Source organism: Micromonospora sp. RV43 (assembly GCF_001029515.1).
Classification (GTDB): domain Bacteria; phylum Actinomycetota; class Actinomycetes; order Mycobacteriales; family Micromonosporaceae; genus Micromonospora; species Micromonospora aurantiaca.
Map to the genome: position 1 here is coordinate 1 of NZ_LEKG01000124.1, position 22,795 is coordinate 22,795.

At 72.0% G+C, this 22,795-nt stretch carries 24 protein-coding genes; 2 read left to right on the forward strand and 22 right to left on the reverse strand.

Annotation, left to right across the window (positions count from 1 at the left end; all coding sequences use genetic code 11):
- Nucleotides 1-2,470, forward strand: a 2,470-nt coding sequence (locus ABD52_RS25605) for a BTAD domain-containing putative transcriptional regulator (protein ID WP_053065488.1), incomplete at its 5' end; no start/stop codon positions are given.
- Nucleotides 2,467-3,660 carry a DUF2637 domain-containing protein gene (locus tag ABD52_RS38525; RefSeq protein ID WP_082171389.1) on the forward strand — a complete coding sequence of 398 codons (1,194 nt, stop codon included), beginning with the start codon at nucleotides 2,467-2,469 and terminating at the stop codon, nucleotides 3,658-3,660. The genes ABD52_RS25605 and ABD52_RS38525, both read left to right, overlap by 4 nt.
- Nucleotides 3,661-3,779: 119 nt before the next feature.
- On the opposite strand, the gene ABD52_RS25615 is transcribed toward ABD52_RS38525, so the two are convergent.
- The 22 genes from ABD52_RS25615 to ABD52_RS25725 form a co-directional block, all read right to left on the reverse strand.
- Entirely contained in the window at nucleotides 3,780-4,517 is a 738-nt protein-coding gene (locus ABD52_RS25615; RefSeq protein ID WP_047893507.1) for a hypothetical protein, read from the reverse strand.
- A 909-nt stretch (nucleotides 4,518-5,426) separates the two neighbouring features.
- Nucleotides 5,427-5,888 carry a DUF4262 domain-containing protein gene (locus tag ABD52_RS25620; protein ID WP_047893508.1) on the reverse strand — a complete coding sequence of 154 codons (462 nt, stop codon included), beginning with the start codon at nucleotides 5,886-5,888 and terminating at the stop codon, nucleotides 5,427-5,429.
- A gap of 14 nt (nucleotides 5,889-5,902) precedes the next feature.
- Nucleotides 5,903-6,271, reverse strand: a complete 369-nt coding sequence (locus ABD52_RS25625; protein ID WP_047893509.1) for a hypothetical protein — start codon at nucleotides 6,269-6,271, stop codon at nucleotides 5,903-5,905.
- Between the two features lie 108 nt (nucleotides 6,272-6,379).
- Nucleotides 6,380-6,922: a hypothetical protein gene (locus ABD52_RS25630; protein WP_053065489.1), complete on the reverse strand. Its 543-nt coding sequence runs from the start codon at nucleotides 6,920-6,922 to the stop codon at nucleotides 6,380-6,382.
- Nucleotides 6,919-7,530 (reverse strand): hypothetical protein, encoded by a 612-nt coding sequence (locus ABD52_RS25635; protein WP_047893510.1) that lies wholly within the window; start codon nucleotides 7,528-7,530, stop codon nucleotides 6,919-6,921. The genes ABD52_RS25630 and ABD52_RS25635 overlap by 4 nt, the downstream gene beginning before the upstream one ends.
- Nucleotides 7,531-7,826: 296 nt before the next feature.
- Nucleotides 7,827-9,464 carry a VWA domain-containing protein gene (locus ABD52_RS25640; RefSeq protein WP_047893511.1) on the reverse strand — a complete coding sequence of 546 codons (1,638 nt, stop codon included), beginning with the start codon at nucleotides 9,462-9,464 and terminating at the stop codon, nucleotides 7,827-7,829.
- A 33-nt stretch (nucleotides 9,465-9,497) separates the two neighbouring features.
- On the reverse strand, nucleotides 9,498-10,664 hold the full coding sequence (locus tag ABD52_RS25645) for an AAA family ATPase (RefSeq protein ID WP_047893512.1): 1,167 nt from the start codon (nucleotides 10,662-10,664) through the stop codon (nucleotides 9,498-9,500).
- A 343-nt stretch (nucleotides 10,665-11,007) separates the two neighbouring features.
- Nucleotides 11,008-11,490 (reverse strand): hypothetical protein, encoded by a 483-nt coding sequence (locus ABD52_RS25650; RefSeq protein ID WP_013289186.1) that lies wholly within the window; start codon nucleotides 11,488-11,490, stop codon nucleotides 11,008-11,010.
- A 107-nt stretch (nucleotides 11,491-11,597) separates the two neighbouring features.
- A complete protein-coding gene (locus ABD52_RS25655; protein ID WP_013289187.1) occupies nucleotides 11,598-12,695 on the reverse strand; it encodes a DUF4314 domain-containing protein in 1,098 nt (365 codons plus the stop codon).
- Between the two features lie 77 nt (nucleotides 12,696-12,772).
- Nucleotides 12,773-13,441: a hypothetical protein gene (locus tag ABD52_RS25660; protein WP_013289188.1), complete on the reverse strand. Its 669-nt coding sequence runs from the start codon at nucleotides 13,439-13,441 to the stop codon at nucleotides 12,773-12,775.
- A gap of 91 nt (nucleotides 13,442-13,532) precedes the next feature.
- On the reverse strand, nucleotides 13,533-14,621 hold the full coding sequence (locus ABD52_RS25665) for a M23 family metallopeptidase (protein WP_013289189.1): 1,089 nt from the start codon (nucleotides 14,619-14,621) through the stop codon (nucleotides 13,533-13,535).
- A gap of 128 nt (nucleotides 14,622-14,749) precedes the next feature.
- Nucleotides 14,750-15,163, reverse strand: coding sequence for a hypothetical protein (locus ABD52_RS25670; RefSeq protein ID WP_013289190.1), 414 nt, complete (start codon nucleotides 15,161-15,163; stop codon nucleotides 14,750-14,752).
- A 210-nt stretch (nucleotides 15,164-15,373) separates the two neighbouring features.
- Nucleotides 15,374-16,297, reverse strand: a complete 924-nt coding sequence (locus ABD52_RS25675; RefSeq protein WP_013289191.1) for a hypothetical protein — start codon at nucleotides 16,295-16,297, stop codon at nucleotides 15,374-15,376.
- Between the two features lie 60 nt (nucleotides 16,298-16,357).
- Nucleotides 16,358-16,756: a hypothetical protein gene (locus ABD52_RS25680; protein WP_013289192.1), complete on the reverse strand. Its 399-nt coding sequence runs from the start codon at nucleotides 16,754-16,756 to the stop codon at nucleotides 16,358-16,360.
- A 239-nt stretch (nucleotides 16,757-16,995) separates the two neighbouring features.
- Nucleotides 16,996-17,562 carry a hypothetical protein gene (locus ABD52_RS25685; RefSeq protein WP_235437554.1) on the reverse strand — a complete coding sequence of 189 codons (567 nt, stop codon included), beginning with the start codon at nucleotides 17,560-17,562 and terminating at the stop codon, nucleotides 16,996-16,998.
- A 99-nt stretch (nucleotides 17,563-17,661) separates the two neighbouring features.
- The gene (locus ABD52_RS25690; protein ID WP_013289194.1) at nucleotides 17,662-18,339 is read right to left on the reverse strand and encodes a GGDEF domain-containing protein; all 678 of its coding nucleotides are present in this window, start codon (nucleotides 18,337-18,339) and stop codon (nucleotides 17,662-17,664) included.
- Between the two features lie 88 nt (nucleotides 18,340-18,427).
- Entirely contained in the window at nucleotides 18,428-19,339 is a 912-nt protein-coding gene (locus ABD52_RS25695) for a hypothetical protein (RefSeq protein WP_013289195.1), read from the reverse strand.
- Nucleotides 19,340-19,497: 158 nt separating this feature from the next.
- The gene (locus tag ABD52_RS25700) at nucleotides 19,498-19,890 is read right to left on the reverse strand and encodes a hypothetical protein (RefSeq protein ID WP_013289196.1); all 393 of its coding nucleotides are present in this window, start codon (nucleotides 19,888-19,890) and stop codon (nucleotides 19,498-19,500) included.
- Nucleotides 19,877-20,182 carry a hypothetical protein gene (locus tag ABD52_RS25705; protein WP_013289197.1) on the reverse strand — a complete coding sequence of 102 codons (306 nt, stop codon included), beginning with the start codon at nucleotides 20,180-20,182 and terminating at the stop codon, nucleotides 19,877-19,879. The genes ABD52_RS25700 and ABD52_RS25705 overlap by 14 nt, the downstream gene beginning before the upstream one ends.
- The gene (locus ABD52_RS25710; RefSeq protein WP_013289198.1) at nucleotides 20,179-20,865 is read right to left on the reverse strand and encodes a hypothetical protein; all 687 of its coding nucleotides are present in this window, start codon (nucleotides 20,863-20,865) and stop codon (nucleotides 20,179-20,181) included. Before ABD52_RS25710 ends, ABD52_RS25705 begins: the two co-directional genes overlap by 4 nt.
- A 587-nt stretch (nucleotides 20,866-21,452) precedes the next feature.
- Complete coding sequence (locus ABD52_RS25720; protein WP_013289199.1) at nucleotides 21,453-21,893, reverse strand: hypothetical protein; 441 nt, start codon at nucleotides 21,891-21,893, stop codon at nucleotides 21,453-21,455.
- Nucleotides 21,894-21,922: 29 nt separating this feature from the next.
- Nucleotides 21,923-22,639, reverse strand: coding sequence for a hypothetical protein (locus ABD52_RS25725; protein WP_013289200.1), 717 nt, complete (start codon nucleotides 22,637-22,639; stop codon nucleotides 21,923-21,925).
- Nucleotides 22,640-22,795: the final 156 nt, after the last annotated feature.

The following is a 22,795-nucleotide window of genomic DNA, read 5'->3' on the forward strand; positions in this document are numbered from 1 at the left end:
CAACCAACCCACCCAGCCGCCACCCGACGCGCCGTCCGCGAGACCGCCGACAGGCTCCATCACCCCGGCACCGCACGACGGTGATGACGGCATAGTCCACGTCCCCTCGCCGCCGGTCTCCACCGCGCCCGCTGAGCAGCCGTCGGCCTCCGGAGGCTCGACGACGCCCCGCCCCTCGGTCAACGGGCAGCAGACACCCGGGCCGCAAACGGAGGCGTCACCCGGTGTCTCACTCGGCACCGGCAGCTGGCTCGACGCCGGGCTCGTCGCCGCGATCCTCGCGGCCGTCGCCCTCGTCTGGGCCCACCGCCGCCGCCGCTACACCCGCCGGCCCGTGTCGGCCGACCTGCGCCTGGACGACCCCGACGTGGCGCCCATGCCGCCCGTGGTGAACCAGATCCGCCGCCGCCTGCGCCACGCCACCACGACCCCCACCGACCCGGCCAGCCTCGACGGTCCGGATGACGACCTCGGGCTGTTCACCGACCCCGACGGCACCGAAGCGGACGACAAGCCCTCCGTACCGGACAGCCCTGACACCTCCGATCAGGACGCCGGCCTGCTCGACGACGATCGTCCGGAGATCGCCGGGCGGCACGACCAGAACGGCGCCCTCGACGACGCCGGTCTCGACGACGAGGACGACCACGGAAAGCCGGCGCCTGCCGCGGACCCGCGCGCAGGAGACGACACTGCGCTCCGCCCGGTGGTGCCGTCGCTGGCGCACCCGCTCGCCGCGGTCTGGCCGCCTGCCGGCCTGGGGCTCACCGGTCCCGGCGCGGAGGCCGCCGCCCGCGGGTTCATGGCCGCCGCCCTGGCCGCCGGGGGCCTCGACGCACCAGAAGACCGCACCTGGTTGGTCATGCCATCAGCGACCGCGGCGACGCTGCTCGGCGCCGGTGCCGTCGCGCTGCCCCGCACCCCGCGGCTGACCGTCACCGGTGGCCTGGACGAGGCACTCGACCTGCTCGAGGCGCAGACCCTGCACCGCAGCCGCATCGCCTACGCCCACGAGGTCGACACCGCCGCCGAGGCCCGCGCGGCGGACCCGACCGGGGAGCCGATGCCGCCAGTCCTGCTGCTGGCCGACGCCGACACCCGCCACCAGCGCACCCGTATCGCCGCGCTCCTCGCCCAGGGCCAGCGCCTTGACATCCACGGCGTGCTGCTGGGCGCATGGCCCGACGGCGACACCGTCGTCGTCGCCGAAGACGGCACCACGAGCCGCGCCCAGGGGGAAGGCTCCCGCCACGGTGGCCACCCGGCCGACATCGGCCGACTGGCCGTCCTCACCCCGTCCGAGACCAGCGACCTGCTCGTCACCCTCGCCGAATCCCACACCGGCCAGCCGCAGACTCCCGCCCCGATCGAACCCGTCACCACCGCCCAGGCCACGAACGCCGCACCCGATGCGCAACCTTCTCCCGACACCGAGCCGGCGCCAGCCGACGTCCCCGTCCGCGAGGGTGACCACCTGCCGGCATCCGGCCCGGAGCCCGTGCCCGCCGCCCCGACAACAACAGCGGGCAGCGCCAGCAGCGAGACCGCCCCGGCCACCCAGACAGCTCCGCCCACCGACGCCCATGCCGGCGGCGCGGACACTGCCCGCGACGGTGCGCCCCCGCCCGCCGTGGAGGAACCGGACACCGACGGCGCGGCCGAGAAAAGCCAGGAGACCAGCCACGGGAGGGTGCAGGTCTCCGTCCTGGGCACCGCCGCGATCGTCGACGTGCCGCCAGGGCCGACGCTGCGCAAGAAATCCCTCGAAGTGCTCGTCTACCTGGCCGTGCACGACGGCGACGCCTCCGCCGAGGCGATCCTCGACGACCTGCTCCCCGACGCCCCCGCCAACAAAGCACCCGGCCGGCTCTACACCTACGTGTCCGACCTGCGCACCATCATGCGCCGCACCGCAGGACGCGGCACCTACCTCACCCACCCCCACCAGCGGTACGTCCTCAACCGCGACGCCGTCGACGTGGACCTGTGGCGCATGCGCGCCGCGATCCGCGACGCCAACCAGGCCACCGACCCAACCGAGCGCCTCGCCGCGCTGCGCCGCGCGGTCGACACCTACCGCGGACACCTGGCCGACGGCGCCGACTACGAATGGATCGAGCCCTACCGCGAAGCCGTCCGGCAGCAGGCACTTGATACCTACCTCGCCCTCGCCGACGCCCTCACCGACAACCCCGCCGAGCAGCTCACCGTCCTGGACGCCGCGATCGGCCACAACCCGTACGCGGAAGAGCTGTACCAGCAGGCGATGCGGGCCCGCGCCGCGCTCGGGCACCTCGACGCCATCCGCAGCCTGCGCCGCGCCCTGACCCGCGCCCTCGGCGAGATCGACGCCGAACCCAGCGACGACACCATCGCCTTGGCCGACGAGTTGGTCGCCCAGGTCCAGCGTCCCGCCCGCCGACCAGACCTGCGGCCGGCGCCCCGGCCCGGTGACGGAGCTGCCGCATGACCGCCACACCGCTACCCCGGCACACCTCCGCCCGTACCCCGGAGGTAGCGGAGGTCGACACGCGGCACCTGATCCGGCTGCGGTGGGCCGTGCGGGCCGTGCTCGCCCTCGGCGTCGCCGCGTCGATCGCGGCGAACGTCCTACACGCCCGGCCGAACCTCATCAGCCAGGTCATCGCCGCGTGGCCGCCGCTGGCACTGCTGCTGACCGTCGAACTCATCTCCCGCGTCCCCGCCGATCGCCGCGGCCTGGCCGCCGCCCGGCTGATCGCCGCCGCCGTCATCGCCGGCATCGCCGCCTGGGTGAGTTACTGGCACATGGTCGGCGTCGCCGCCCGATACGGCGAAACTGGCGCCGCCGCCTCCTACCTGCTGCCCATCTCCGTTGACGGGCTCGTCGTCGTAGCCAGCATCAGCCTGGTCGAGATCGCTGGACGGATCCGCACCCCCTCCGTCAGTCAGGTTGGCCGCCTGCAGTCCGCCACCACGCCAACGGAGACGCCGTCCCCGACGGCCGAATCGCCGAGCCTGAGGGCACCGGCCCTCGTATCAGGGCCGCCCCGTGCAGCGCAGACGTTACGAGGCTTCGACGTATCGCCGCCGGAATGGCCGGAGGCTGCGATCCGCGGCGACGAGGGCGAGCATTCGAATGCGGATGCCACCGTGCACGCGCCGACCGATGCGCGCGACACCGAGGAAGTTGCACCTGAGCTGCCGCAGGACGATACACGCGACCACGAGGACGCTCACCTCGTCCAGACCGGTAAGGACGCCATACCGTCCCCGCACACGCCGCCGTTGCGGGGTGCGGACCCCTCTCACCACGCCACGGACCGGTCTGGAATCAGCAGGTCCGGCACCACCGGCTCTCCAGGCACGCCGGTCGAGAATCCCGACGAGCAGGACACGGCCAACCCTCCGGGCGCTGCCCAAGAGATTGAGTTGGACTCTATCGAAGGCCAGGGTCGAAATTCCGACCCGGACGATGGCACAAGCAGCGCAAAGGTGCCGCCCGACACCGCCGGGGCCGTGGCCTACTGGCATCGCCAGGACCCGTCCCTGCACCCAGCCGAGATCGCCACCAGAATCGGCCGGTCCGAGCGCACCGTCCGCCGGTACTGGCCACCCGTGCCGCGAACCGCGAACGGGCACGACACAAGTCGTGTCGCCGAGCAAATTGGCGCCTCGTGACCACCCTCGTGCCTTGGGGCGGCGCCACGGCAACCTGTGGGCCCGCTGGCGCAAGCACCCGGCAGGGTGCGGCTCAAAGTGCGGGGCGGTGCTGCCAGATCCTTAGGAGTCTTTCCGGTTCACTCCTCGCCGTCGGTCAGGCGAAGCGCGTCCTTGATCTTGTCGTTGCGCAGGGGCAGGTATTCGCCCTCGATGAAACGGCCGCCTTCGAAGATCTTCATGAGCGCGGCCGTGGTCTCGTCGCTGAGCAGGGAGGAGTTCGCCTCCAGCATCCGGTTGAGGGTGTCCGTGAGGTCTAGGGCGGAGAGTCTCTCCAGCGCGCTCTTCAGTTCCGGCGCAGCGTCGGCGTCTTCGACGCGAGCACGGGATAGGGTCCGCATCTGATCGGCGATGAACGCCGCGGCGATCATGATCATCGCGAGTCGCCGTTGGGCTTCCTCGCTGCTCATATCGGTCCGGAGGTCGTCCAGCGAGGCCTCTACCTGTTGCGAGAAGTTCTTCGCGGCGGCGCCGTCCAGGGCGGGTTGACTCTCGCCCTCGCTCATCTCGGAGTTCCCACTCGACTTCGACTTCAGATCGTTGAACCAGTCCTTGACGTATGGCGCCGACTTGACTGCTGCGATAATCCCGCCGGTGGCAACTGCGATGATCCCGCCAGTGGCGACAGCCCCAATGATTACGCCCTTCAGCTTGCTTTGTGCAAGCAGCTTCGCTATTTCGGCATCCGCCGATAGCAAGTCGACGCGGCCGAGGCTGCGAGCAGCATTGAAAGTATTCGAGCTTAAAGCGCCGAGGTTCCTGGTTGACGCTGCAAGTTCGTGACCGGCATCGACGATGACTTTGTAGTAGTCGGACATCTCTCACATTCGCTTACGGAGCTGTTGCCATTTGGTCTTTCAGCTCGGCGACCCCCCGCAGCCACTCGCCGAACTGTGCTGGCGGCGATTAGCGGTTCGGCGGCTCGATGCCCGCTCGCTGAAGCCGCCAGCGTGCGGCTGCTCGGTGCTGCTCGCTGAATAACGGATCCCACCTTGGGTTAAGGATCTCCCATTCGATAGTTAGCTCGGGGCGACCAGCTTGGACAAGCCGACCGAAGCCTGTCTGGATGTCCCCGCTAACGACCAAGCGTCGCGCAGCCTCCGCTGCACCCAGGGTGGAAATCATCCCTTTCCATGCCGTTGGCCGGTAGGGCGGAGAGAGGCGGAGGCATGTCTCGATCGCGATCTCACATACCGCCCGAAATTCGGACTCAAGAGTCGCAAACGCCTGAAGATCGTCGTGGTGATTAGGCACGATAGGCCTCCGCAGATGCCAGGTCTCGCCGCGCGCTGCGGTCGAACCGCAGTATCGCTGTGAACGGAGAATAGAGCAAGAGGCGCCAAGCAGCGACGAACAGACTTGCGGACGCTCGAGCGCGGATGTTCAGTGCCCCATTGCTATGGGTAGCCGGTCCTTGCCGCGTCGGCGAGGATCCGGGCGGCTGTGGGGTGACGACGGCAGCGAGCTGGCCGAGACCACGCGGACTATCCGAACGCACGGCACGGCGGACGACGAAAGACCCCGCCTTTTCACTCCATGCCTGCCCAACCACCGGGAGGGGCCGGGCACTCGCTAATGCTCAGTAACTGACTACCGGTGTTGACCCCAGTGACGGCGTTGACGTCGATGGCGACACAGCCCGAGCCGACATAGGCGAGCGCATCCGGTCGTGGCCGGAATCCGAGCGCCGGTAGGGGCGCCCGGATCCCGGCGGCAGCTGGCGTCTGTTACAGCTGGGCGATGAGCGGCTGTGCCTGCGGGTCGAAGTCGTACCCGTTGTCCCAGGGGAATCGGCCCTGCCGGTCGGGCCACACGAGCTGCTGGAGGCGGATCTGGTGGCGGCCGTAGCGGTTGATCGCCATCGCGGGCAGCAGCTCGTCGGTGGGTGGTCCGTCGATGATGATCGCGTCGTAGCCGGCGATGAGGTCGCTGATGCGCTGGCCGTGGGTGAACCGTTCGGCCTTGTCGTAGACCCGGCGGGCAAGGTCGTTGAGCAGGCTGTGGGCGACCTCGGGTGGCAGTCCGGCGGTGATCAGTTCGGGGTAGTCGTGGGCGGTGAGCCCGACGGTGTAGGCGAACGGGGCGGTGGTGTCGGGGTCGTCGTTGGTGGGCAGGACGTGGGTGACGGCCCAGCCGGTGGTGTCGATGATCCGTTCTTGGCGTTGGAGGAAGTCATCGGTGTTGGGCACGTGCTGTCTCCTGGTCATTCGGGCGTACGGGTGGAGTCCGGGTCGGGTGGCTCGACGTCGACGAAGCCCCAGAGCCGTTCCATGACCTGGAGTTGCCAGGTGCGGTAGCGGTCGGCGAATCCGCGGCAGACCGCGGGCGGGACCGGACTATCGGCGTAGGGCAGTGTGGAGTGGCAGATGATGTATCCCGCCGCACCCCGCGCCTCGGCGACCATCTGCTTGAGTCGGCCGGGGTCGAGGTGCATCGGGTTGCCGGGCTTGAAGATGCAGGTGGAGCACTCGCGGGCGAGCAGGCGGGTCTTGCGCAGGTCCGGGTCGCCGACGCTGAGTCGCGGTGACCGGTCGGTACCCGGTTCGTCGGCGGGATCGAACATGCTGTCCATCACCAACTCCTTGGCGTAACGGCGTGGGGCCCGCATCCGTCGATGCGGGCCCCACGAATCCGAGTGAGCGGAGGGCCTCGGCGCCCGGGCGGCGCCGGTGTGGCCTGGTCAGAGCCGGCGCAGCCAGGTGAGCACCGTGTCGATGTCGGCGCGGCGCAGCCCGTGAGACGGGTCGACGGGGTGGAGCAGGGTGGGTGCGCCGTCGCGGGTGCGCTGGTCGGCGGTGGTGGGGTCCTTGCCGCCGAACTCGTCGTCGAGGACGGCGAGTGTCCGCCGCGTGGCCCAGGGGTAGAGGGCGGAGAGTTTGCTCTGGTGGCCGAAGCGGACACCGCCCGCGTGGACGGGGACGTGCGGCCAGGTGGTCGGCAGGTCCAGTCGTGGGGCGATCCATTGGGCGGCGAGGTGGTTCCAGCTGGTGCACCACACCGGTTGGGCGTGGTCGGCCAGTTCCCGCAGCCATGGCCCGTGGTCGGGGTGAAGCCAGACGGTGCCGACCGCGTGCTGCCCGTCGGGTCCGGGCCCGTCGTAGCGGTGCGGCTGGTAGCCGAGCGCTGCGGCGCGGGCCGGGTTGGCGGGGTTGAGGACGCCGTCGACGTCGAGGGCCACGATCGGCGGAAGCTCTGGGTGTGCCAGGGGTCGGGTGCTGGTCACGGCTGGGCCTCCTGGAGGGTGACCGGGTGCAGCGGCACGATGAGCCGGTCGGCTGCGCGGCCGGGTCCGCCGTCGGGTTGCCACGTGTCGGCGGCGGCGTGGGTGGGGAACGGGCCGACGGCGGCGAGCCAGCCGTCGGTGCGGTCGAGCAGCACGAGGACGGCGGTGCGGGCGTCGTCGAGGGCGGGCCGTAGGGCCGCGGCGAGGGTGGTGGGCAGGTCGACCCAGCAGGTGGCGGGTAGGGCTGTGGTGGCGGGGTCGTGCAGCGGCACGGGTTTGGTCACGGCGAGTGTGGTGCTGTCGAGCGCGAGCATGGGGGCGAGGGAGCGGGCTGCTTCGGCGCCGCTGGTGGGGCCGTGGGCGGCGAGTTCGCTGCCGGTGTGAACGGCGAGCAGCGCATACGGGTCGCGGATCTCCAGGGAGTCCAGGACGGCGAGGGTGATCATGTCCCCGGTTCGCAGGTCGCCCAGGGTGAGCAGGACCGGCCGTCCGTCCGGGTCGCGGGTCCAGGTGATCACGTCGAAGTGTTCGCTGGTGACGTCGCCGAGACGTCGCCAGGCGCGGTTGTCGGTGTCGAAGGGGTGGTCGTTGTCGGTGCCGAAACGCATGGGATGAGCTCCTTGTGATGGGCGGCGTCGTATCGCGTCCGGACCTGGCCCACCGGGTCATTGGGGACGCGATGCATGGACGCTTCGATGGCGCGGGATGGTCAAGTCGCCGACCGGCGGCGAGGGCCGTCCGCTGCCGGCCCCGCGAGACGTGGCGGGTTGCCGGCGGCAGCCCGCCTCTGCGGGGCTTGGGTACGTCGTTGAAGGTGGCCGCGCGCGGCGCTGCCCGGCCACGGCCGTTGCAGCGCCGCGGCGCGGGGGTGGGACTGGCCGGTCGCCGAACGGCTCGGCTGGGCTTAGGCCTGGGCGAGCGCGGCGACGGCGGCGTCGGCGATCGCCGCGACGGCCTCGACGGGATCGGCGACAGTGAGGGTGGTGGTGTGCGTGAAGGTGTGCCTCCACATCTGGTCGGTGCCGGTCAGTTCGCTGTCGGCGAGCGGGTCGGCGGGGTGCAGCCACAGCACGGCACAGCCGGCCTGGTGCAGGGTGGTGACGAGTTGTTGGCCGGCGGGGATGTCGTCGAGGTAGCCGTCGGAGACGACGGCGAGCATCCGCAGGGTGCGGCCGTGGCGTAGGTCGAGGAGTTGGTCGGCGACCTTGACCGCTTCCGGGAAGGTGGCGGTGGCGAGGCCGGTGCGCATGGTCAGCACCTGCGTGGGGCGGGTGCGTGGGGGTACCAGGACGGTGGTGCGGTCGCCGAAACCGATGGTGGTGGTCGTCGCGTCGGCGCGGCGTGCCGCGTTGGCGAAGATCCACGCGGCCGACGACATCGCGTCGGTGTAGCGGTCCATCGATCCGGACAGGTCGACCAGGACGGCCAGGTGCAGACGGGGTTTCTCCGGTGGCAGCTGGGCGCGTTGCTGCCACGGGGCGGCGGTCGGGAGTTGCCCGGCGGCGATTTGTGCTTCGGCGGTGATGGCCTGCCGGGTGCGCAGCCGGCCGGGTGGGATCGCGGAGGGCCGCCGGCCGGGTTCGGGGTGTTGGGTGCGGGCTTGCCGCAGCCGGTTGGCGAGGTCGCGGGCCGCGTGGTGTTCCTGCTCTGTCGGGTCCCGGCGGTCCCACTCCGACGGTGGGCTGTGCCGGTAGGCCAGCAGCGCCGCGGCGTACTCGGCCGGGGTGACGCCGGCGGCGACGGCGAGGTAGTCGACGAGGGCCGCGGCGAGGCGGCCGGGGAACAGGCCGGCGTCCGGTACGGGGGTGTCGTACTGCTGGTCGGCGTCGATGCCGAGGACCTGACACCACCGACGGGCCAGGCAGATCATGGTGTCGGCGTCGGTGTCGTCGCAGGTGTGGGCCTCGCGCCAGATGTCCCGCAGTTGCCGCAGGCGTTTGCGTCCGAGGACGCCGGTGACGGCGGCCCGGACCGGGCGGACGTCTTTGCTGGTGACGATGCGGGCGTCGACGCGGGCCAGCAGCAGGGCGGCGAGTTGCCCGGCGTGCCACGCGTCGTCGACGGCCGCGTCCTCGGGGTCGAGGAGGGTCGTCACGACGTGGCGCAGCCAACGGCGGTCGCCCCGGCGGCGGGCGCGTTGGCGTCCTTCAGCCCGGGATTCCTCCAGCATGTCGGCGACAGCCGCGAGGATCGGCCGGGTGCCGGGCGGGGTGGTCCAGCGGCTGTGCGCGGCGTGCGCGGCGCCGTGCACGAGCAGCCCGTAGCCGGTGGGCACGATCCGCTTGTGCCGGGCCTTCGTCGGGTCGGTGACGTCGGGCCGGTCGGCGATGTAGGTGGCGTCGACCTCGATCCGGTTCAGGGCGGGGTAGAAGCACTCGGGTGCGTCCCCGGCGGCACCGGGGGCGACGAGGACGGTGAGGTCGGTACGGCCGGTCAGCAGCGGGACGTGCTGGGTCCACGCCGCGGACCAGTCATGCCAGTCGCTGGCGCCGGCCGGCGTCGGCGGTGCGCCCTGCTGTAGGTGGGTGCTGGGGTGTGACACGGATGGGCTCCTTCCAGAAGGGGTGGGCGGCGGTTAGCGCTTGCCGAGGGCGAGCGCGGTGATGGGCGTGCCGGTGTGTCGGGACAGGGCGGCGGTGACGTCGTCGCGGGCGTCCTCGGGGGCGATGCCGGCCAGGTTCGCCAGGGCGGCGGTCATGCCCAGGTGGTCGCGGACTTTGACGAAGCCGAGCAGTTCGCGTAGCTGCGGCGCCCACACGGTCTTGCCGGCGGCGAGGTCGGCGTTGAGGTCGATCGCGGCGGCCACGACCGGTTTGGGGACGCCGAGTTGGCGGGCGAGGTCCCAGTCGGTGGTGACGTGCAGGTGGACGGTGAACCGGGAGGCCAGGGCCTCGGTGAGGACCGCGCCGTGCACGCCCGGGTTGTGGCCGGCGACGATGTAGAACCCGTCGAGGGCCTGCACGGTCTCGTTGCCGTATGCGGGGATGGTGATGACGCCGCGGCCGTCCATGGCCGGGTACAGCACTGCCAGGACGCGGGGTGGGATGAGGGTGGCGTCGTCGACCAGCAGCACCCGCCCCTCCCGCATCGCGGTCACGAGGGGGCCGTGGACGAACTCGTAGCCGCCGCCGGGGATCGGGTTGTAGGAGCCGAGGAAGTCGTCGACGACGGTGTCGCCGGTGCCGGCGACGGTCAGCAGGTCGGGGAACGCCGCCTCGACCATGGCGGTCTTGCCGGTGCCGGGCGGCCCGTACAGCAGCACGGGCACCTGCTGGGTACGCAGCCGCCGTAGTTCCTCGACGTCCCAGCCCCGGCCGAGCCGACGCGGGTGGTACAGCGTCCCGTTCGGTCGCGGTACCGGCGCGGGCCGGGACTGCCGGCCACTACCGGTACCGCTGCTGGAGCGGGTGCGGGGCGCGGCGGGTGGGAGGGTGCCGGCGGCGTCGATGCCGGCCTGGGTGATTTGGAAGCGGTGGTGCGGGTCGCGGTGGTGGGTGGCGTGCCCGGCGGCGGCCATCTTCTTCAGCGCCTCGAACACCGCCCCGGACGACGGTGCCCCGATCGCCCGGGTGATCTCGCCGACCTTGAGAATCTGGTCGGCGTGGTCGGCCAGGTGCAGGGCGACCTTGCGGTAGAGGTAGCCGGACCGGCCGGAGCCCGCGCCGGTGGTGGGAGTGGCGGTGCCGCTGGTCGGGGCCGGATCGTTCTGCGGTGAACCTGCCGGTGGGTGTGGTGTGGTCATGGGATTGCCTCGATTCGGGGTCGGGCCCGCGCACCCGTCTCCGGGTGCGCGGGCGGTGGGTACCGCACAGCGGAGACGGGCGGGGTCAACCCCTGCCGGCCCTCATCGGGGCCGGGCAGGTCGGCGACCCCACCCCTGGTGGTGCTGAAGGGTTACGGCGACACGTCAGGTCGCCGCTGGTACGTGCTGGTCGGTGTCGAGGCCGCGCGGGCGGTGTCGGCGCCGACGATGGAACCTCCGCCAGGCCAATCGATCAAGTCGAATGGGTGCGCGGGTGCGGGAGCGCCGGCTGACTACGTGTGCACCGTGGCAGCGGGAGGTGGTGCTGGCGGCGGGCTCGTGGTCAGTCGGCGCAGCCCCGTTCGCAGCCCTGCGGGTCGCACTGCTGTCCCTCGGCCATCCGGGCCAGGGCCAGCCTGTCGTCGCCGTCGAGGTCGTCGAGGAACGGCCAGCCGAACCCGTCGGCGAACGCCTTGACCTTGGGCGCCCCGTACATCGGGTAGCCGGGGTGGTCCATCGCCGCCACGATGTCGTCGCGGCCGAGGAGCCAGGCGAGTTCGCTGAGCTTGTCCACCGACCGGCTCGCCGAGTTGCTGCGGTGGTCGAGGATCTTCCCGACGGCGAATCGCAGGTAGTCCCGGGCGTAGGTCTCGTGGTCGACCCGCTGGGTCCACTCGCCTGGGTGTCGGGGGGCGATGACCTGGCGGGCGTGGTCGAGGTCGAGTGCCTCCACGAGCACCTCCTCGCGGAAGCCGAAGATGTCCCCGCGGTCGGCCCGCAGAGCCCAGATCCGGGTGACGATCTCCTCTTGGGTACGGACGGTCACTGGGTTTCCTTCCTGTTGGTCTTGCCTGTCGTGGGGTGTGTCGGATGCCGCCGCCGAATTCGGCTCAGCCTCGGCAGGCGCGGCGGGGTCTGGTTGGGGGTGCCGGCCTATGCCTGGTCGGTGTCGGGCAGGTCGCCGACGATCCGGTCGCAGGCGTACGGGTCGACGGCCTCCCAGCACCAGCTGCGGCCCATCACCACGTACCGGCCGTCGCCGTCGGGGGTGATGCGTTCGATGGCGTCCGGGTCGTCGGACAGCGCGCGCTGGTCGGCGACGATGACGTCGCCGTCGAAGGACAGGTCGGCCAGATCCGCGTCGACCCGCCGGTCCAGGTCGTCGGCCGGCACGCCCTGCTCACGCAGGCGGTCGCGGTACCGGTCGCGGTGGCGCTGCTGGTCGGCGACGATCGCCTCCGCCACCGGGCGGGTGCAGGAGAACACCGCCCACCCGTTCCAGTGGTCGATCAGGGTGCCGACGAACCCGACCTCGATCCGGTCGTCGCCGTCGGGGCCGGTGGTGCGCGCCCAGTCGCCTGCGAACACGCCGACGTCGCCGATACGGACCCGGTCGGGGTGCAGGTGGGACACGTCGCGGCCGGTGGGGCTGGCCGCGAGGTGAGACAGGTCCGCGACGCGGTCGGTGGCGGCGGTGTCGTAGGCGTCGCGGTAGACGGCCATCGCCTCGTCGCGCTGCTGGATGCGCAGCCCGAACCAGCCCGTGGTGTCGCCGGTGGCGTCGGCGAACAGCTCCCACCCGGCGATGTCGACCGACTCTCCCGCCGAGGAGAAGTGGGGCAGGGCGTCGAGGACGGCGGGATCGCCGTCCGCAATGCCGGCGAGGATTCGGCGCGCGGCCAGGCGGGTGTCGCCGCCGACGCGGGCGCCGATGGTGTCCTGCGCCCACCACTCGGCGGCGGTGCGTCCGGCCTCGGTGCCGGCGGCGCGCATCCGCTGCAGCGCGGCGGCCCATCGGGTGGCCTCGCCGACCAGGCCGCCGGGGCGAGGCGGGGTGGTGGTGACCGGTGCGATGCGGTCGCCGGCGTCGAGGCACATCGACAGTGTCGAGCCGCTGTCCCAGGTGACCTCGACGATGTTGTGCCGCTGGTCGTGGCGGCGGACGGTGCCGGTGTCTCCGGGGCGCAGCAGGGTGTGCGGGTCGCTGGTGCGGACCAGGACGACACGCTGGCCGGCCTTATAGCTGGTCATGGTGGTCTCCGATCGGTCGTCGGGGTCGGTGGAAGGGCGGCCGTTATCGGCGGCCGGAGCGGGCATGTGGTCGGTGTTCACCTGGCGCTGCCCGTCGCGTCACCGGTGGCGGGCTGCTGCGGCGGCCAGGGCTTGCGGACGACGTGGTCGCCGAACATCGGGTCGGTGGCGACCGAGGAGCCGCAGCGGGTGCAGCTGGTGGCGGTGTCGTAGCCGTAGCCGGCCATGGACGGCACCTCGACGTGGTCGATCTCGTCGACCGCGCCGCAGACGGTGCACACCGTCATCTCCGGGCCGCCGTCGAGGGCGGGTGTGGTGACGAACAGGTCCTCGACCGGGTCGAGGTGGTGGGCGCTGTGCCGCAGCCAACGGCCGTGGACCGTCGCCTCGTACACCACCAGCCGCCGCTGGTCGAGGTGCAGCAGATACAGCCACTCGAGGAACCCGTCGAGGTGCTCCCGCAGCGAGCCCCGCCGGATCGCGTCGTCCTCGGTGACGACCGGGTAGCCCAGCCCGGGCACGGGCGGCTGCCGGTCCCAGCGCCGGGCCTTGGGGTTGATCGCAAGGGACCACCAGTCGCGGGCCAGCAGCGCGGCGGCCATGGCGTCGGTGTCACGACCGAACGTGTCGGTCCAGATCCGGCGCAGCAGCGGCACCAGAACCTCCGGACCCTCGCCGAACTGGATCAAGCGGGCGGTGTACCTGCCGCGAAACGCGGCAACGCCGATCAGCGTGGGTGTGCTCACGTGCCTTTCCTCCTCAATGTGGGGTTGCGGCGGTCGTCCCCGGGCGGGACGGCAGCCGAGCTTGGGTGCCATGGATCCGCCGGCAGCGCCTCTAGGGCCTTGTGCCGAGCGGGGCGTTCTGAGCCGCCATGAAGGACACCGGGTCGATCGCGCCGTTCGGGCTGGCATCGCCGTTGTGGTGCACCTCGTAGTGCAGGTGCGGGCCGGAGCTGTGGCCGGTGGAGCCGACGACGCCGATGGGCTGGCCGGCGGCGACCGGCTGCCCGATCGTGACCATCGGGGGTTGGTCCATGTGGCAGTAGCGGGTGAGCAGGCCACCGGCGTGGTCGATGTCGACGTACCAGCCGCACCCGCGCGTGAGGTCGGGGTGGCCGTCGCGGTCGCAGCCCCATTCGGCGCCGGTGTCGGCGTGGACGGCGTTGCAGCGCACGGTGCGGACGGTCCCGGCGGACGCGGCGCGGATGACGGTGCCGCGCGGGGCGCTGAGGTCGACGCCGTCGTGGCCCGGCCGGTCACCGGTACGGAACCCTGATCCGACAGGGGCGAGGACCGGCTGCGTCCACGGGCCGGTGGCCCCGCACCCGGCCAGGCCGTCGGTGGGGAGGCCGGCGGTGTCGGCGATCGCGGTGACCAGCTGGGTGGCCGGTGTCTCCCATTTCGCGTAGGCGTCGGGGAAGGCGCTGACCTGCACGGCCTGGGCGGCCTCGGTGAGCGGCATGGTCTGCCAGCCGCTGATCGTGACCAGCTTGCCGAAGAACTTCTCCGACGCGTAGACGGGGTCCTGGAGTTGGGCGGGGCTGCCCCACCCTTGGCTGGGGCGCTGCTGGAACAGCCCGACCGAGTCGCGGTCGCCGCCGGCCAGGTTGCGTAGCGTGCTCTCCTGCATGGCGGTGGCGACCGCGATCACCCAGCCGCGGGCGGGTAGCCCGAGGCGGGCGCCGGTGGTGACTATCGCGGCGGCGTTGCCGACCTGGTCGCTGTCCCAGTCACCGATCGCCGGCCACCCGGCGGGCGGTCCGAGCGGGGACGTCGACGGTGATGGTGATGCGGCGGGCGATGCGGACGCGGGGATGCATCCGGCGGCGGCGTTGCCGCCGAGGAATCCGCCGAGGCCGCCGGCGCAGAGGATGACCACAGCGACGAGCGCGACGGCGAGCGACACCAGGGATCGGAGCTTCATCCGGGCCTCCGGCGGCCGGTACTGGGACGGCGGGTTCGGCGTGCTCGCGTGGCGGCGGTGTGGTCCGGCGTGGCTGGCTGCGGCCGGTTGCGGGGCGCGGAGCTGGGCACGGCGGTTCTCCTGGCTCGTCAGTCGAGGGGGTAGGCGCCGACTGGGTCGCCGTCGTCGCTGTGCACGGTGACGGTGTCGTCGGCGGGGTTGATCAGGTAGATCCACGAGGCGGCGAGGTCGGTGGCGCGGTGAAGTGGGAAGACGGTGGCCGGCTCCTGGCTGGTGTCGTCGAGCGTCACGCCGACTCCCGCGACCGGGTGTCGGCCAGGCACCGACGCCGGGCCGGGCGTGACGTCGGCTTCGAGGTGGTCCCAGTCGTGGGCGAGGACCGCGTTGATGAGGGCTGTGGTGTCGCGGTGGGCGGTGCTGGCCCAGATGCCGCGCAGCTGCGGGATAAGAGATGAGGGGTAGCCGTCGGCATGGACGTAGCGGGCGCGGACGATGCTCGGCTGGGCGGGGTCGGCGGCGCCGACGTAGCAGGGGGTTCCCACGGGTCTGTCTCCTCGTGCTGGGGTGGTGTCGAGGTACGGGCACGGCGACGACCGCGCGGCCGTGGTGGGCCACGCGGTCGTCGGTGTCGGTTGGGTGCTGCGGCTAGCGGGCAAGGACGGCGACTTTCTCGCCGTGCAGCAGCGGCGCGTCGCCCGGTCCCTTGATGTGGGCGTGTATCCAGATCCGGCGCGCCAGCCCGTGCTTGTCGGTCAGGCGGCGCCATAACCGCGTACGACGAACCGGACGCGGTAGTGCCACCTGGCGGGTCCGTCGGCGGGTTCGGTCAACGCTGAGGTGCGCCGCAGCATCACGACGCGTGTGTCGTGCACGATGCGGGCGCGGGCGGCGCGGCGGCGCGCGGGCCGGTCCAGTGGCGCGGGCGCGGCGACGCTGATGGGTTGGGCCTGGATGCGCCAGAACGCGTAGGCGATCGCCGCGCAGACGCGGGTGCGGGCGGCGGCGTCGGCGATCACGCACCGGCCGTCGGGTGCGGTCTCCCAGTCGCGGTCGGGCTCGTCGACGTCCGGGGGCGCGACGGCGGGCACGGGCGCCGCGATCGGCAGCCTGTCCAGGTTCGTCAGCACGTACGGACCCAGCCGGGACCGTAGCGTCGGATCCTGGTGGGCGTAGCCCTGGATGCGGGCGGCGTGGGGGTCCTCGGGGTCGTCCCGGTCGGCCCAGCCGCAGATCAGCCATGACCGTCCGCTGGGGGAGGCGATGGTGGCCCACGTGATCGCGGCGATTCCGCTGACCTGGCCGATCAGGTTGCGGTGGTAGATCGGTTCGGGCAGGAAGAGCACGCCGCTGTCGGTGGGGGCGGCGTCGGCGGTGAGCAGGTCGCCGGTGAGGTCGAGGGCTTGGGCCGCTGCCGCGACGACGGCGGTCATGGCGGGGGCGAGGACGTATGCCTCACTCTGTGCCCACACTGCGCTGTTGGCACGGTTGATGACGCCGACGAGTTCCTGGTGGGCGTAAGCGGTGTCGTCGTCGGGAAGGCTGGCGAGGAGGGTCTCGACGAAGGCTCGGGTGTACTCGCCGCCGGCGGTGCTGGCGCAGTACTCGTGCATACGGGTCTTCATCTCGACGGCGGCTCGGGCGTATCCGACGAGGCTGGTCTCGGTACGGAAGGTCATGGGGCTCCTCGTCCTGATCGGGTTCGCGTGGCGTGTGGGGGGTTGCGGCGTGGGCTGGACCTACGCGGCGTACGCGGCGGTCAGGGTCGCGCCGGGAACTCGGCGAGGCAGCCGCTGCGGAATCCGCGATCGCAGGTGCGTGGCGGTGGCGGCGAGACCGGCGGTGAACCAGCCGACGAATCCGCCGGAGTTGCGGACTGGCCGCTGTGGCGCTCGTTCCCGGCTAGGAGTCGGCTGCGGCAGGCGTGGCCGTCGCGCGGCGCGCATCGCCCGTTGTGCCTGCCGGGCGGCCGAACACGGCCCGACCTGGTCGGCGCACTGCAGGTTGGCGCACCGGTCGCCGGGCCCGGGTTGGTGGGCGGTGAGGACGTCCACGGCCAGCCGCCACAGCAGGGGGTCGGTGACGTCGCCGGGGAGCAGGGCGCGGTGAGACGGGCGGATTCGGCTGCGGTCAGGCATGGCGGGTGACCTTTCGTCGGGTTCCGGGGCAGGGTCACCGTCCGACCAAGGCCGAGCGTGTTGTGCCTGATGGCCGGCTCGAAACAGTGACCGGTGTGATCGACGCTCTTCTCTCGGCCAAGGTCAAGTCGTCTACCGGAAGTGGTGTGGAGGGCACTGCGCTCGACGCGCGGGGACAAGGTCGGGAGGGGCGGTTGTCGGCTTGGCGTCGGCGGCTGTCAGGAGGGCGTCGGCGTGGATCAGCCGGGCCGGCACGTCGTCTCGACGAGGCGCGCCAGTCCAGGGCGGATGGTCGCCGTGCCGTCGTGGTCGAGCTGATCGTCGATGCAGACCACGGGCTGCGCATCGCCCCGCAGCCTCGTGATCTGGTAGCCGCGGCGGTCGGCGTCGACCGCGTCGATGCGCCGGATCTCGTGCAGGTCGTCGGGCTCGACGAGGACGTCCTCGTAGCAGACGGCCCAGGCCAACAGTCGAAGTCCGGGAGTGGGATCGGCGAGGAGGTCCGCGATCAGGCTGATGTCGACGCAGGCGGCCAGGGCGGGCCTGGCGACCGGCTGGTTGACCTCGAGCGCGGCGGCGAGATCCGGCAGGAGATCGGCGAGTCCAGCGCGGTAGCGGCCCATGTGGGTGTCGTTCAGCGGTAGGTGCACGGCGCGCATCTGGCGCCTCGTGCCGTTAGGTGCTGCTGGCACCGGCCGGTCCTGCACGAGCAGCAGGAGAGGCGGGCGGCCCCAGCCGCGAAGGTCAGTGCCGGCCTCGATGTTCAGCAGGCACCCGGTCAGGGTGTGGACGGCGTTGAAGGACATCACGGGGATCGGCTCCTTGACGGACGCGAAGCCCCGCAGGCCGATCGGCCTGCGGGGCTCCAGGTGGTTGCGGAGGCTGAGTGCTGCGCCGGGTGCGTGTTACCGCAGGTCCCGGTAGCGGGTGACGGGACACGGCGGCGTGGCGTGGTGAGGGTCGTGGGCGCGGATGCCGCAGCGCTTGCGTTTGGCCAGGTACATGGCCTGGTCGGCGGCGTGCAGGAGGTCGCGGGGCGACATGCCGGGTTCGGCGGCGGCGTAGCCGACGCTGGCGGTGACGGTGACTTGCTGGGCGGCGATCTCGTAGGGGCGCTTCGAGATGCGCCGGTGGGCGGCCTGGGCGGCGGTCTCGACCTCGCCGTCGTCGCCGTGCACGACGAGGGCGAACTCGTCGCCAGACAGGTGCGCGGCCAGGGCGACCGACGGACCGAGAACGCTGAGGCGGCGCCCGACCTCGTGCAGCAGGTCGTTGCCGTGCTCGTGGCCGTAGGTGTCGTTGACCTGCTTGAACCGGTCGAGGTCGATGAGGACGAGCCCTAGCGGTTCCCCGAGCGAGAACGTGGCCTCGAGGTGGGTCCACAGGGCCCGCCGGTTCGGCAGGCCGGTCGTGTCGTTGCGCGTGGCCAGCCGGTGCCAGTGCGACCGGTCGCGGTCGCGGGCGGCCAGCGCCTGTCGCTGGTGATAAATGATCCGCCGCTGCCGGACGAGCAGTGCCGCTGCGACGGCGAGACCGGCGAGGACTCCGCCGGCCGCGGTCAGGTAGGAGGTCAGATGAGACACTCGATGTCGCTCCTTGTCGGTGAAGGAGCACCGGGGCGGGCGTGAGCCGCCAAGTTCGACGCCCGCCCCGGGCTACCAGATCAACGGGTTAGTTGGTTTTCGGGGCGAGTTGGAAGGCCGCTGGCTTCTCGACCACCTGGACGGCGAGGTTGTCGGCGACAAGCTTGTGCACGGCGTTGACGACCGCGCCCGCGCTGGCCTTGGCCGAGCCGCTGCCCTCATTGGCCTTGTCGATGGCCTTGCACAGCTGGCTGGTCTTGAACGCCTGGTCGGGATGAGCTTCGAGCACGTCGAGGATGGCCCCGCGCAGGCTGCCCTTGGACCGGCGTGGATTCCCGCCACCCGACGCGCTCGCAGCCTCGGCTGGGCTGCTGGGCCCGGTGGAGCCGTCGCTGCCTTCCGGGTCCGTGCTCGGCTCGGAATCTGCCTCACCAGATGTGTCGGCCGCGACCGGAGCCTCGGCGTCAGCCGGGGTGGCCTCGGCGTCGGTTGTCGCCTCGCTCAGGCCGCTGTCCGCCTGAGCCGGCTGGTCCTGTGGGGTCGGCCGATCCGCGTCGCTGTCCGGCGTTGGTGGGAGTGCGTCGTCCGGCTGGATGCCGGTTGACCCGTCGTCGGATTCCGCCGCTACGGCGGCGCCCGTCTCCTGCGCTGGTGCGGGGGGCTCGTCCGATCCCTGAGGCGCGTTCGCGTCGTCGTCGCTCGGTGCGGGTGCGTGGGGCGGGTCGCCGCTGGCGTCGGTCGTGGCGGCCGGCGGGTCGCCGCTGTCAGTGCTGGCCGCCGCGTTCGCGGTGTGCCGCCAGAGCGTGCGGCCGTCGGCGGCGCGGAACGGTTCGGCCTGGCCGTCTTCCTCCAGCTTGCGAAGCCGCTTGGTGGCCGTCGAGTAGCCGACGCCGGCGCGCTGTGCGATCGCGGCGGCCGTTTCCTGGCCGAGTTCTGCCAGAGCTGCGGCGACCTTGTCCAGGGCGCTGGGCGCCGGAGTCTGGCCGGTTGTGTGGTCCATCTGTCCTCCCCTTGGGGCTGCTGTTCGATATGCCGGGATGTGGCGTGCTTCCATGCACGCTTCGACGGCGCTTCGAGATCAAGTGCGATGACCGGATCCCGCCGACGCGTCGACGCTCGGCCGGGGCCTTGCGCGCCCCGTGGTGCTGGGTCGGGCGGCTACGGGTGGCCGAAGACGCGGTCGCAGCGGCTCGGGTCGACCGGGCGCCACGGCAGGCCCCAGCCGATCCGGTACCGCCCTGCGGTGGGCTGCACGAGGTGGACGCCGCCGCCGAGGGACACCGGCCGGGCGACGGTGAGGGTGTGCCCGTCGAAGTCGACGGTGTGCCAGTCACCGCCGACGTAGTTGCCCATCGCGGCGAACGTCTGGGCGAGGGCGGTCACCGCCTCGCGGTCGAGGGTGAGTTCGAAGGCGCCGTTCCACCAGCCGGTCACCGTCGCGAGGTAGCCCTCGTAGTAGCGGTGGAAGCCGGGGACCGGTTCGTAGCGCAGCCACCGGCCGGAGAACAGGGCCGTGCTGCCTCGCGGCGGCGTGTAGTCAGCAGTGGGCATCGGCCACCGCCACCGGCCACTCGACCGGGTCGAGCCGGGCACCCTGCGCTCGCGGGCGGCCGGGGCACCGCCACGGCGGAACCAGATCGGCTGGTCTCGGCCGGCGTGGCGCCGACCGGCCGGGGTCCGGGTCGCGGCGGCCGGCGCCCAGGTCGTCGAGGACCTGCCGCCGGCGCGGCGGGATCCCGCTAAGGTCGTAGCCTCCCCTGCGCACGCCGAAGCTGCGGTCGGTCAGTGCCGTGTCCCGCGGCGTGTCGGCGCCTTCGCCGGCGTGGGCGCTGCCGCTGGTCACTGCTGCTCCTCCGGGGGCTCAATGCCGGCGGTGGTGGCGGGCGATCCCTCCTCGCCTCTTCGCCCGGCGGAGGTGGTCAGGGCAGCGATCTTGCGTGCGCTGGACCAGGCGGCACCTGTCTCCTGCGCCGCCTGGGCGGACCAGTTGGCTGCGACCTGCAGCCACGTGCCGACGTCGATGACCTCGTCGCGTACCTCGCTGTCGTCGTCGAGGCCGGTGAAGTGTGCCTGGCTGGCCTGGTCGAGCAGGTAGGACCCGGTCTGTGCGTGCACCCGGGCGAGCAGCCGCGTGGTGCGGTGCAGGTGCCCGATCAGGGACGCGACGTCGGAGGGCGTCGGGAGGGCTAGCATCGCGCTGAATGGCCCGGTGGCCGTGTGCAGCCAGCGCATGAGGTGCTCGGCTGCGGTGATGGCGCTGCCCAGCCGGGCCGGGTTGTAGGGGCCCTCGATCGCGAACAGGTGGCCCATCGCGTCAATCCAGCTGCCGGTCTCACTGTCGACCGGGAGCCCGTCCTCGACGAAGGCCGCCTGGGCGTAGCTGCCGTCGGCAGCCGCGCAGATAGGCGTGTTGTCCGCCAGATGCCACCACGGGGCGGCGCCGCCGCGGTAGGCGCTGGTCCAGTCCTCGGCGGGCTGGTCTGTCACCGGCTCGGTGCACACGGGGCAGATCGGGAGTTGGGTCATGTTGCTTTGTCCCTTCAGACAGGGTGACGGCGGCGACCAGGGATTGGTCGCCGCTGGCTTTGGGTGGGGGTGTGACCACGACCTGGTGACAGGCGCTCGCCGGATCCGAGGCCGCGCTGGACCCGGAAGAGGGAAAGAGCGGCCGTCTCGCCCGGCCAAGTAGCGCAGTCGGCGCCCCCGCCTGGGGCGGCCGGCGGGCTCAGGCGAGGTGCGGCGCCTCGGACACGTGGATGGCCGGAACGGTTGCGCTGGTCATCGCAAGTGGCGATGGTCAAGGCACCATGGCCAGTGCTGCTTGCGGCGGAGCTGCTCGATGAGGTCGGTGCCTGGCCGGGCGCGACGGCAGGGGGCGATCAGTAGGTCGTCCCGGTCGTCGACGGGGTCGGCGTGCTGCGCCGCGGCTCGGCGAACTCCCGGACGGTGTCGGGGATGAGCGTGAACCGGGAGACCGGAGTCTCATGCTGGGCCGGTCCCCTCCCACTCCGAGAGCGGGGCGTGAAGTGGTTGGCGGAGCCGACCGGGCAGCAGCGCGCCTCCTTCGGGTACACCGATGGCGGCTGCTGGCCCGGCCGGTTCCGGCAGGTGTGTCAGCGCGGGGCGTGGAAGCGCCCGCGGCCGACGCCGGGGATGACGGTGTCGTCGAGGTAGTCGACGACGAAGGTGCTCCAGCCGGCGTCGACGCCGGACTGGATGAGGTGCAGCAGGTGGTGCTGCGGCCCGTACAGCGGGATGTCGCCGAGACGGCCCGGGTGCAGCCGTCGGTAGCGCCTGCCGGTGAGCTCACCGGCGAGCACCGGTGTCTCCCGCCAGCCAGCGAGGCTGGAAGTGACGGGACGCAGGCGGTGACTGTCGCCCGTGTAGGTGCTGGCGCCGGTCAGATAGATCTGGTGGAACTCGTCGTGCATTACGCGCAGCGCCGGTGGCGCCGGGTGGGGTGCCTCGCCGTTCGCCGCGCTGCGGCGCTGGGCGCGGACGCAGGCGTCGGCGAGGTGCTCGACCTCGTCGAGCAGGAACATGACGCGGCCCATCAGGGGTGTTTCCTTCCTGTCCGGCGGGGTCAGAGTGCGACGGCGAGCAGTCGCTGGTCGGGGTCGATGGCAGCGAGCAGGCGGTTGGCCTGGTCGAGGTAGGTCACCCGGTCGGCCATGGCGTCGCTGGCCGGGGCCAGCTTCGCCCCTTCGGCGGTGATCAGCGCGTCGCCCGCTAGGGCGGTCAGGGCGCTGTGGTGCTGGTAGGCCATGCAGCCGGCCTGGTACATCTCCAGTTCGTTGAGGGCGATTTGCCCGGCGCCGTAGGTGGCGGCGTTGTGCATCCGGATCGCGTTGACCCGGGGCTGGTTGGTGAAGTCCGCTACGGCCTTGTCCCGCGGGTACTCCTGCGGGTTCGCCAGGTGGCGGGCCTCGTAGACGTGCCACGGATTGGCGTTGCGGGTGCCGTGCACGGCGCGGTTGAACAGTTGGTGGCGGATGCCCGCCCCGACGGCGGCGGCGTGGCGCATGCCGGTCAGGTCGAGCAGTCGCGCCGGTCCGCCGGCGCAGTAGGCAGGACGGCCCTTACGCAGTCCGAACATCTGGCTGCGCTGCCACAAGTGCACCGCGGGGCTGGCCCAGAAGCGGGGCGACAGCGTGCCCTGCACGCCGAAGTTGCGGTCGAGCTGGTGTGCGGTCAGGGACTCGCGGGGCAGGTCGCTCGGCACACAGACGATCATGGTGCGGATCGTCGCCGCCGAAGTGACAGCAGGCTCGGTGACCTTGCGGGTCGCGTTCTTGGCCATGAGGTGTCCTCCTTGTGAGGTGGGCGCGTCAGGGCGCGCGGAGATGACCGGCCCACTGGGTGCGTGGGTCGGTTGCGGGGAAGGTGTGGTGCGGGTTGGTGCGGTGCGACCTGGGGTCGCCGCGCGGCGCGGCGCCGACCGGCCCCGGGTGGGGCG

Coding starts and splice junctions, on each gene's coding strand:
- ABD52_RS25625 (WP_047893509.1), bottom strand. CDS start 6,271: ATGGACAGCATGTTCGATCCCGCCGACGAACCGGGTACCGACCGGTCA.
- ABD52_RS25655 (WP_013289187.1), bottom strand. CDS start 12,695: ATGACCAGCTATAAGGCCGGCCAGCGTGTCGTCCTGGTCCGCACCAGC.
- ABD52_RS25615 (WP_047893507.1), bottom strand. CDS start 4,517: ATGTCCGACTACTACAAAGTCATCGTCGATGCCGGTCACGAACTTGCA.
- ABD52_RS25675 (WP_013289191.1), bottom strand. CDS start 16,297: ATGACCTTCCGTACCGAGACCAGCCTCGTCGGATACGCCCGAGCCGCC.
- ABD52_RS25695 (WP_013289195.1), bottom strand. CDS start 19,339: ATGGACCACACAACCGGCCAGACTCCGGCGCCCAGCGCCCTGGACAAG.
- ABD52_RS25635 (WP_047893510.1), bottom strand. CDS start 7,530: ATGCGTTTCGGCACCGACAACGACCACCCCTTCGACACCGACAACCGC.
- ABD52_RS25685 (WP_235437554.1), bottom strand. CDS start 17,562: ATGTCCTTCAACGCCGTCCACACCCTGACCGGGTGCCTGCTGAACATC.
- ABD52_RS25700 (WP_013289196.1), bottom strand. CDS start 19,890: ATGCCCACTGCTGACTACACGCCGCCGCGAGGCAGCACGGCCCTGTTC.
- ABD52_RS25680 (WP_013289192.1), bottom strand. CDS start 16,756: ATGCCTGACCGCAGCCGAATCCGCCCGTCTCACCGCGCCCTGCTCCCC.
- ABD52_RS25710 (WP_013289198.1), bottom strand. CDS start 20,865: ATGACCCAACTCCCGATCTGCCCCGTGTGCACCGAGCCGGTGACAGAC.
- ABD52_RS38525 (WP_082171389.1), top strand. CDS start 2,467: ATGACCGCCACACCGCTACCCCGGCACACCTCCGCCCGTACCCCGGAG.
- ABD52_RS25720 (WP_013289199.1), bottom strand. CDS start 21,893: ATGGGCCGCGTCATGTTCCTGCTCGACGAGGTCGAGCACCTCGCCGAC.
- ABD52_RS25725 (WP_013289200.1), bottom strand. CDS start 22,639: ATGGCCAAGAACGCGACCCGCAAGGTCACCGAGCCTGCTGTCACTTCG.
- ABD52_RS25645 (WP_047893512.1), bottom strand. CDS start 10,664: ATGACCACACCACACCCACCGGCAGGTTCACCGCAGAACGATCCGGCC.
- ABD52_RS25665 (WP_013289189.1), bottom strand. CDS start 14,621: ATGAAGCTCCGATCCCTGGTGTCGCTCGCCGTCGCGCTCGTCGCTGTG.